6 protein-coding genes are annotated in these 4,815 nt (G+C 65.3%); 2 read left to right on the top strand and 4 right to left on the bottom strand.

Going from position 1 to position 4,815, the window contains the following annotated elements:
• On the bottom strand, window positions 1-1,635 hold a 1,635-nt coding region (locus EOA29_RS25240), incomplete at its 3' end, for a class I tRNA ligase family protein (RefSeq protein ID WP_145969788.1).
• Window positions 1,636-1,688: 53 nt separating this feature from the next.
• Here EOA29_RS25240 and EOA29_RS41655 point away from each other — a divergent pair.
• Entirely contained in the window at window positions 1,689-1,901 is a 213-nt protein-coding gene (locus EOA29_RS41655; RefSeq protein ID WP_189478980.1) for a hypothetical protein, read from the top strand.
• Here the strand turns inward: EOA29_RS41655 and EOA29_RS25235 are convergent.
• Window positions 1,885-2,682, bottom strand: coding sequence for a MipA/OmpV family protein (locus EOA29_RS25235; protein ID WP_126094418.1), 798 nt, complete (start codon window positions 2,680-2,682; stop codon window positions 1,885-1,887). The genes EOA29_RS41655 and EOA29_RS25235 overlap by 17 nt on opposite strands.
• Window positions 2,683-2,895: 213 nt before the next feature.
• Between EOA29_RS25235 and EOA29_RS25230 the strand changes: the two genes are divergently transcribed.
• Window positions 2,896-3,450: an HdeD family acid-resistance protein gene (locus EOA29_RS25230; protein ID WP_126094419.1), complete on the top strand. Its 555-nt coding sequence runs from the start codon at window positions 2,896-2,898 to the stop codon at window positions 3,448-3,450.
• Window positions 3,451-3,456: 6 nt separating this feature from the next.
• Here EOA29_RS25230 and EOA29_RS25225 read toward each other — a convergent pair whose 3' ends face one another.
• Both EOA29_RS25225 and EOA29_RS25220 read right to left on the bottom strand, forming a co-directional pair.
• The gene (locus tag EOA29_RS25225) at window positions 3,457-4,440 is read right to left on the bottom strand and encodes a bifunctional riboflavin kinase/FAD synthetase (protein ID WP_127221773.1); all 984 of its coding nucleotides are present in this window, start codon (window positions 4,438-4,440) and stop codon (window positions 3,457-3,459) included.
• Between the two features lie 32 nt (window positions 4,441-4,472).
• The coding region (locus EOA29_RS25220; protein ID WP_148669386.1) for an HAD hydrolase-like protein at window positions 4,473-4,815 on the bottom strand (343 nt) is incomplete at its 5' end.

The raw sequence follows: 4,815 nt of genomic DNA, 5'->3' as shown, positions 1-4,815 counted from the left end.
GTTGCCGTCCGCGTCGGCGAAGACGGCGATCGGCACGCCCCAGGCGCGCTGGCGCGACAGCACCCAGTCGGGACGCTCCTCGATCATGGCGCGGATGCGGTTCTGGCCCGCCGCCGGCACGAAGCGCGTGTCGTCGATCGCCTTCAGCGCGCGGCTGCGCAGCGTCGTGCCGTCGCCGAGCTCCTTGTCCATATAGACGAACCATTGCGGCGTGTTGCGGAAGATGACCGGCTTCTTCGAGCGCCAGGAGTGCGGATAGCTGTGCTTGAGCCGGCCGCGCGCGAACAGCGCGTTGCGCTTGATCAGCTCGTCGATGACCGCCTGGTTGGCCTTGCCCTTCTTGCCGTTGTCGTCGATGACGCGCGCCGCACCGCCCTCGCGGTCCGGGCCGAAGCCCGGAGCGTCCTTGGTGAAGAAGCCGGCATCGTCGACCGGGAAAGGGATGGTGGTGTCGACGCCACGCTTAAGCAGCTCGGCAACCGCGTCCATCCAGGCGTCGAAGTCCTCGCGGCCGTGGCTGGGCGCGGTGTGGACGAAGCCGGTGCCGGCTTCGTCGGTGACATGCTCACCGGCGACCATCGGAACCGGGAACTCGTAGCCGCCGGCGAGACCCTTGAAAGGATGCGAAAGCGTAAGGCTTCCAAGCTGTTCGGCCGAGACGCTGTGAAGCCTGTTCAAGGTGACCTTGGCCTTGGCGGCGCTTTCTTCGGCGAGCGCGTCGGCGAAGATCAGCTTCTCGCCGGGCTGCGGGCCGAAGGCATTCTCCGCCGCCGTGACCTCGTAGAGGCCATAGGCGACGCGCAGCGAATAGCTGACGGCACGGTTACCGGGGATAGTCCAGGGCGTGGTCGTCCAGATGACGACATGCGCCTCGACGAGATCGAGCGCGGTCTCGCTCAGCGCCGTCGCGGCGTCGGCACCGGCGACCGGCTGCGCAAGGCTGGCGACCGGGAACTTCACCCAGATCGTGTCGCTCTCATAGTCCTGGTACTCGACCTCGGCCTCTGCGAGCGCGGTACGCTCGACAACGCTCCACATCACCGGCTTGGAACCGCGATAGAGCTGGCCCGACATGGCGAATTTCAACAGCTCGCCGGCGATGCGCGCCTCGGCGTGGTAGGCCATGGTGGTGTAGGGATTGTGGAAATCGCCGATGACGCCGAGGCGCTGGAACTCGTCGCCCTGCACCTTGATCCAATGAGCGGCGAAGTCACGGCATTCCCTGCGGAATTCGTTGACCGGCACCTCGTCCTTGTTCTTGCCCTTGGCGCGGTACTGCTCCTCGATCTTCCATTCGATCGGCAGGCCGTGGCAGTCCCAGCCCGGCACGTAATTGGCGTCGTAGCCGCGCATCTGGAAGGAGCGGTTGATGACGTCCTTGAGGATCTTGTTCAGCGCATGGCCGATATGGATGTTGCCGTTGGCGTAGGGCGGGCCATCATGCAGCACGAACTTCTCCCGGCCGGCGGTCTCCTGCCTGAGCTTGCGGTAAAGGTCCATGTCCTGCCAGCGCTTGACCAGGCCCGGCTCCTTCTCGGGCAAGCCGGCGCGCATCGGGAAATCCGTCTGCGGCAAATAAAGCGTTTTGGAATAGTCGATCGTCTCGGACGCATCGGTCGTAGGGGTATCGGTCATCGATCTGCCATCTCAATTGCCCGGCGGCGGAAGCGCCCGGGCGTTGAAGTATCATGTTCTGGGCAAAGCGCGAGGAGCGCGCGAAAACTCCCGGCGGCTCCGGTGGCGCTCAGGCCACCCGGAACACCGGGCCCGTAATTCGTATCGCGATCGCGAAAAGGCGCGAAAAGCTCTTCATCGCGTGGCTTTTAGCGGATGGCGCGGCAGGAATAAAGCGCGGATTTCAAGGCAAAGCGCCGGTTTCCTGCCCTACATCGAGAAATTGAAGCGATAGGTGGTCGACACGCCAACGGTCCACTGGTTGCGGTCGCCGCGCTCCTTGACCAGGCTTGAATCGGCCGCCGGCCCCATCAGGCGCGAATATTCAGTGAAGACGCTGGCCGTCATCGGATCTGTCACCTTCCAGGTGATCGCGCCGCCGAGGCCCGTCGACTTCAGCCCACCACCCGGATGGTATTCGCTGAGGCCCGAGGCGGCCGCTTCCTTGGCGTTGACGCCGTAGTAGGCGTCGAAATAGTCGGACGAAGCAAAGGAAACGCGAGGACCGCCTGAGATGCGGACCGTCGGCGTGACATCGTAGAAGGCGTCCGCCGCGATGTCGGCGACGAAGCCGTTATGGGCGCGAATGCCATGCCGCAACTCCGCCCGCGCCCGGACCCAGTCGAGTGGATAGAATTCGAAGAAGCCGCCAACTTCGCCGCCCCAGTGCACAGGATCAAGGCCTTCCAGCTCGTCCTTGCTGTCGCGCGAGAACAGGAACTTGCCGGTGAGGCCTGCGCGTACGCTGCCGTCGTCGATCAGCCCCAGCGAAATGTTGTCGTTGCGCGAGGTGAAGCGCGCCTCGGGGCCGACCTTGCCGAGCGAGATGATGGGCTGGGCACTGAGCATATACTTCTTGCCGCCCTCGAAATTCGGGGCGACAAGGCCGGTGGCGCCGAGCGTCAAATACCAGTCGCCCGAAATCCAGCTCCCCTCGCCCGCACGGGCTGCGGAGACGGCCATCAGGCCAGAGGCGAGAACCAGCGGAATCGTCCCGACAATACGCATCGTCACCCCTTACGCGAAACAGGCCGGCAGGAACACCCGGCAGCGCTCAAGCCATGGCGCCGGTTCGGTAAAATTTGACTTAAAATCCGTAACATCGGTGACGGCGGCCCAAGCGTTTTTTTCGCCAGGCGGCTCGCTGGACGGGCCACGCCATCGGGACTACCTTCGGCTGACCCGCAGGATGCGCGGCGAATTCTGGAGGGAAACCGAACCATGACCTTTCAAGACGATGCCCTGAGCGACGCGATCGGCCGGACGCGCGACAAATGGGGATGGTTCGTGGCGCTGGGCGTGCTGCTCTTGATCTTCGGCGGCATCGCCTTCGGCAATCTGTTTATCGCCACCGTCGCCTCGGTCTATGTCGTCGGCTGGCTGATGCTGATGGCCGGCGCCATCGAGATCGTCCACGCCTTCGGGGTCAAGACCTGGGGCCGCTTCTTCTACTGGCTGCTCAGCGGCCTGCTTTACGCCGTCGCCGGCTTCTTCGCCTTCGATAATCCGTTGCTCGCCTCGGCGGTGCTGACGCTTCTGCTGGCCATCGCGCTCGTCGCCTCCGGGCTGCTCAGGGCCTGGGTGGCCTACAATCACCGGCCGGAGCAAGGCTGGGGATGGCTGCTCGTGGCCGCCATCATCACCATCCTGCTTGGCCTGATCATCGCCATGGGCTGGCCTGTCAACAGCCTGTGGGTGCTCGGCATGTTCCTGGCCATCGACCTGATCTTCCAGGGTTGGAGTTTTATTGCCATCGGGCTGGCGTTGAAGAGATAGCTTACCTCAAAAGCAGATCGCGGCGTCCAGCTCCGACAGTGGCCGCACGCCGGAGAGCAGCGCCCTCGCCTCGGCTTCGTCGCGCTTCATCTGCACCACCAGCGCATCGAGCCCATCGAATTTGAGCTCGGGGCGCAGGAAGCCGAAGAAGGACACCCGGCAGGTCTCGCCGTAAAGATCGCCGGAGAAGTCGAACACAAAAGTCTCGAGCAGCGGCGCGCCGTTGTCGTCGACGGTCGGGCGGCGGCCGAAGCTGGCGACGCCGTCATGCAGCATGCCGTCGGCGCGGCGGAAACGGACGGCGTAAATCCCTTCCTTCAGAGTGGCTTCCGGCGAAAGCCTCATATTGGCGGTCGGGAAGCCCAGCGTGCGGCCGAGCTGCTGGCCGCCGATCACCTCGCTCTCGACGGTGAACCGGTAGCCGAGCAGGCCGGCGGCCTCCTCCACCTTGCCTTCGCAAAGCAGGGCGCGGATGCGGCTCGACGAGACCACCTCGGCGCCCTCGTCGCGGAAGGCATCGACCAGCGTGACGCCGAAGCCGTGGCGTTCGCCGGCCGCCATCAGGAAGGCCGGGCCGCCCTGACGATCCTTGCCGAAATGGAAGTCGAAGCCGGTGACGGCGTGGCTGATGCCGAGCCTCGTCTCCAGCACGTCGGTCACGAAAGCATCGGCCGAGAGCGAGGCGAAGTCGCGCATGAACGGCTGCTCGACCAGAGCGGCGAAGCCGAGCTCGGCCAACAGCCGCGCCTTCATCGGCGGCGGCGTCAGCACGAACAGCGGCACGTCCGGCCTGAACACCTTGCGCGGATGCGGCTCGAAGGTGAGCACCAGCGCCGGCACACCGCGCCGGCGGGCCTCTGCCAGCGCCCGCTCCAGCACGGCGAGATGACCGCGGTGGACGCCGTCGAAATTGCCGATCGCCACGACGCCGCCGCGCAGATGGGCAGGCAACGGCGCGACCGCCGAAATGCGTTCGAAAGCTTCACTCATGTCCGAGGCGTCCGTCATGGCCACGCTATAGCCTATTGCAGCCGCGGGATGACGGCGACCGGCCGGTAGCCGTGCTTTGAAAGAAAGCCCGCCAGCCTTCCGGGATCGGGCCGCAACGGATCGCCATAGTCGCGGGCGTGGATGCCGCCCGAGACATAAAGCACGTCGAAGCCGTTGTCGGCGGCGCCCTTGACGTCGGTCATCATGCCATCGCCGATGGCGAGAACTTTTTTGCGCTCGACCGCGTGGCCGAGCAGGCCGGAAACCTCCTTCATGGCGACATCGTAGATCGGCGCGAAGGGCTTGCCGGCGATCAGCGTGCGGCCGCCGAGCTGCGCATAGTCGCGCGCCAGCGCGCCGGCGCACCAGATGGTG

Origin of the sequence: Mesorhizobium sp. M1E.F.Ca.ET.063.01.1.1, assembly GCF_003998155.1 — a bacterium.
Lineage (GTDB): Bacteria > Pseudomonadota > Alphaproteobacteria > Rhizobiales > Rhizobiaceae > Mesorhizobium.
Note: the sequence above shows the minus strand (reverse complement) of the source record. Positions and strands in the feature narration are given on the sequence as shown.

Bases quoted from the DNA above. Each gene is read 5' to 3' on its own strand.
- EOA29_RS25230 (WP_126094419.1), top strand. From the start codon at position 2,896: ATGACCTTTCAAGACGATGCCCTGAGCGACGCGATCGGCCGGACGCGC.
- EOA29_RS25225 (WP_127221773.1), bottom strand. From the start codon at position 4,440: ATGAGTGAAGCTTTCGAACGCATTTCGGCGGTCGCGCCGTTGCCTGCC.
- EOA29_RS41655 (WP_189478980.1), top strand. From the start codon at position 1,689: ATGTTCTGGGCAAAGCGCGAGGAGCGCGCGAAAACTCCCGGCGGCTCC.
- EOA29_RS25235 (WP_126094418.1), bottom strand. From the start codon at position 2,682: ATGCGTATTGTCGGGACGATTCCGCTGGTTCTCGCCTCTGGCCTGATG.